The sequence below is a fragment of the Actinocrinis sp. genome, from assembly GCF_035946395.1.
Lineage (GTDB): Bacteria > Actinomycetota > Actinomycetes > Streptomycetales > Catenulisporaceae > Actinocrinis.
The window spans coordinates 1-2,571 of sequence record NZ_DASYZI010000086.1 but is presented as its reverse complement, the minus strand read 5'-3'; the positions used below and the strand labels follow the sequence as shown (position 1 = coordinate 2,571).

Annotated in this window: 1 protein-coding gene; it reads right to left on the bottom strand. The window is 70.7% G+C overall.

Annotation, left to right across the window (positions count from 1 at the left end; genetic code table 11):
• A partial coding sequence (locus tag VGS97_RS05770) for a transcription-repair coupling factor (RefSeq protein ID WP_349261995.1) occupies nt 1–2,569 on the bottom strand: 2,569 nt, incomplete at its 3' end.
• Between the last annotated feature and the right edge of the window lie 2 nt (nt 2,570–2,571).

Genomic DNA, 2,571 nt, shown 5'->3' with positions numbered 1-2,571 from the left:
CAGGCACCAGCTCGGCGAGCCGCGCCGCCACCTTGTTGATCGACGACACCCGGTTGTGCACGAAGAACACCTGGCCGTCGCGCAGCAGCTCTCGCCGGACCGCGGCCGCGATCTGCCGCTCGTCATACGGCGTCACCGAGGTCAGCACGGGATGCCTCTCCTCAGGTGGCGTCAGGATCGTGGACATCTCCCGGATCCCCGAGATGCCCATCTCTAGCGTCCGCGGGATGGGCGTGGCCGACATGGCCAGCACGTCGACCTCGGTGCGCAGCTGCTTCAGGTACTCCTTGTGCTCCACGCCGAACCGCTGCTCCTCGTCGATAATGAGCAGGCCGAGCCGCGCGAACCGGACCTCCGGCGACAGAAGCCGGTGCGTCCCGATCACGATGTCCACCTTGCCGGACGACAGGCCCTCGATCGTGTCGGCCACCTCGGCTGCCGACTGGAACCGCGAGAAGGAGCGGATGGTCACGGGGAACTGCGCGTATCGCTCGCTGAAGGTGGCGAAGTGCTGCGCGCCGAGCAATGTCGTCGGAACCAGCACGGCGACCTGCTTGCCGTCCTGCACGGCCTTGAACGCTGCGCGCACGGCGATCTCGGTCTTGCCGTACCCGACGTCGCCGCAGATGAGCCGGTCCATCGGCACCGTCTTCTCCATGTCGGCCTTGACCTCGTCGATGCAGGCGAGCTGGTCGGGAGTCTCGACGTAGGGGAAGGCGTCCTCTAGCTCGCGCTGCCAGGGGGTGTCGGTGGCGAAGGAGTGGCCGGGCGCGGACATCCGCGCCGAGTAGAGCTTGATCAGGTCGGCGGCGATCTCCTTGACCGCCTTGCGGGCGCGGCTCTTGGCCTTGTGCCAGTCCGAGCCGCCGAGCCGGTGCAGCGTCGGCGACTCGCCACCGACGTACTTGGTGACCTGTTCAAGCTGGTCGGTGGGCACGAAGAGCCGGTCGCCCGGCTGGCCACGCTTGGATGCAGCGTATTCGATGACGAGGTACTCGCGGGTCGCTCCGGCGACGGTGCGTTGCACCATCTCGACGTAACGGCCGACGCCGTGCTGTTCGTGTACGACGTAGTCGCCCGCGTGTAGTTGCAAGGGATCGACCATGTTGCGGCGGCGTGAGGGCATCCGGCGCATGTCCTTGGTGGACGAACGCTGCCCTGCAATGTCGGTCTCGGTGAGTACGGCGATGCGTGCACGCTCAAGGACGAAGCCGCGATCAATGGAGCCGGTTGCGACGTAGACGACGCCGGGTTCAGGCTCGTCGGCGAGTTCGACGTCCAGCCGCGCGCCGATGTCGGCGCCCTTGGCCATCTCGACCAGGCGCTCGGCCGGGCCGTGCCCCTCGGTGACCAGGACGACGCGCCAGCCCTCGCGCGCCCAGTTGCGCACGTCCGCGAGTGCGGCGGCGGTGTCACCGCGGTACTCGGGCGCTGCGACGGCGTCGGAGTGCTCGGTGTCTTCGAACAGGCGGGGCTCCCCCGCCGCCGGATCGTCCCCGGTGAACTCGGCGAGGTTCTGGTCGACGACGAACGGGCTGACGGACCACCAGGGCAGGCCGAGTTCATCGGCGTGCTCGCGCACGTCGGCCAGCGACCACAGCGAGGCGGCGTTCAGGTCGAGCGGCGCGGCGCCTCCCATCGCGGCTGCGGCCCACGACGCGTCGAGGAATTCTTGTGATGTACGTACCAAATCGGCCGCACGAGCCCTTATCCGCTCGGGGTCGCAGGTCACGACGTGCGTACCCTCAGGCAGCAGGTCGATCAGCAGCTCCATCCGATCGACCAGGACCGGCGCGAGCGATTCCATACCCTCGACGGCGATGCCCTCGGCGATCTTCCCGAAGACGTCGGCCAGCGCCGGGAACTCGGCGGCGTAGCCGTGCGCGCGTTTGCGGACGACGTCGGTGAGCAGCAGCTCACGGCACGGCGGCGCCCACAGCCCGTGCTGCGCGACCTCCAGCGAACGCTGGTCGGCCACCTTGAAGTACCGGATCTCCTCGATCTCGTCGCCCCAGAACTCCAGCCGCAGCGGGTGCTCCTCGGTGGGCGGGAAGACGTCGAGGATGCCGCCGCGCACGGCGAAGTCGCCGCGTCTCTCGACCAGGTCGGTGCGCAGGTACGCGGCGTCGGCGAGGCGGCGCACCACCTCGTCCAGCTCGATCTGCCGACCCGCCGTCACCTGCACCGGCTCCAGGTCGCCGAGCCCGGCCACCTGCGGCTGGAGCACCGCGCGGATCGGCGCGACGACGACCCGCGGCAGCACCTCGTCACCGCTCTCGCCCGGGTGGGTGAGCCGGCGCAGCACCGCGAGCCGGCGGCCGACGGTGTCGGAGCGCGGCGAGAGCCGCTCGTGCGGCAGCGTCTCCCAGGCCGGGAACTCGGCGACGGCCGCGGAGCCGAGCAGCGCGCGCAGGCCGGCGGCCAGGTCGTCGGCCTCGCGGCCGGTGGCCGTGACGGCGAGCAGCGGACGTTCGGCCCGCTGCGCGATGGCGGCCAGCGCGAACGGCCGCAGGCCCGGCGGGGCGGCCAGGTCGAGGCGGGGCCGGTCGCCTGCGCGTGCGGCGCGCACGG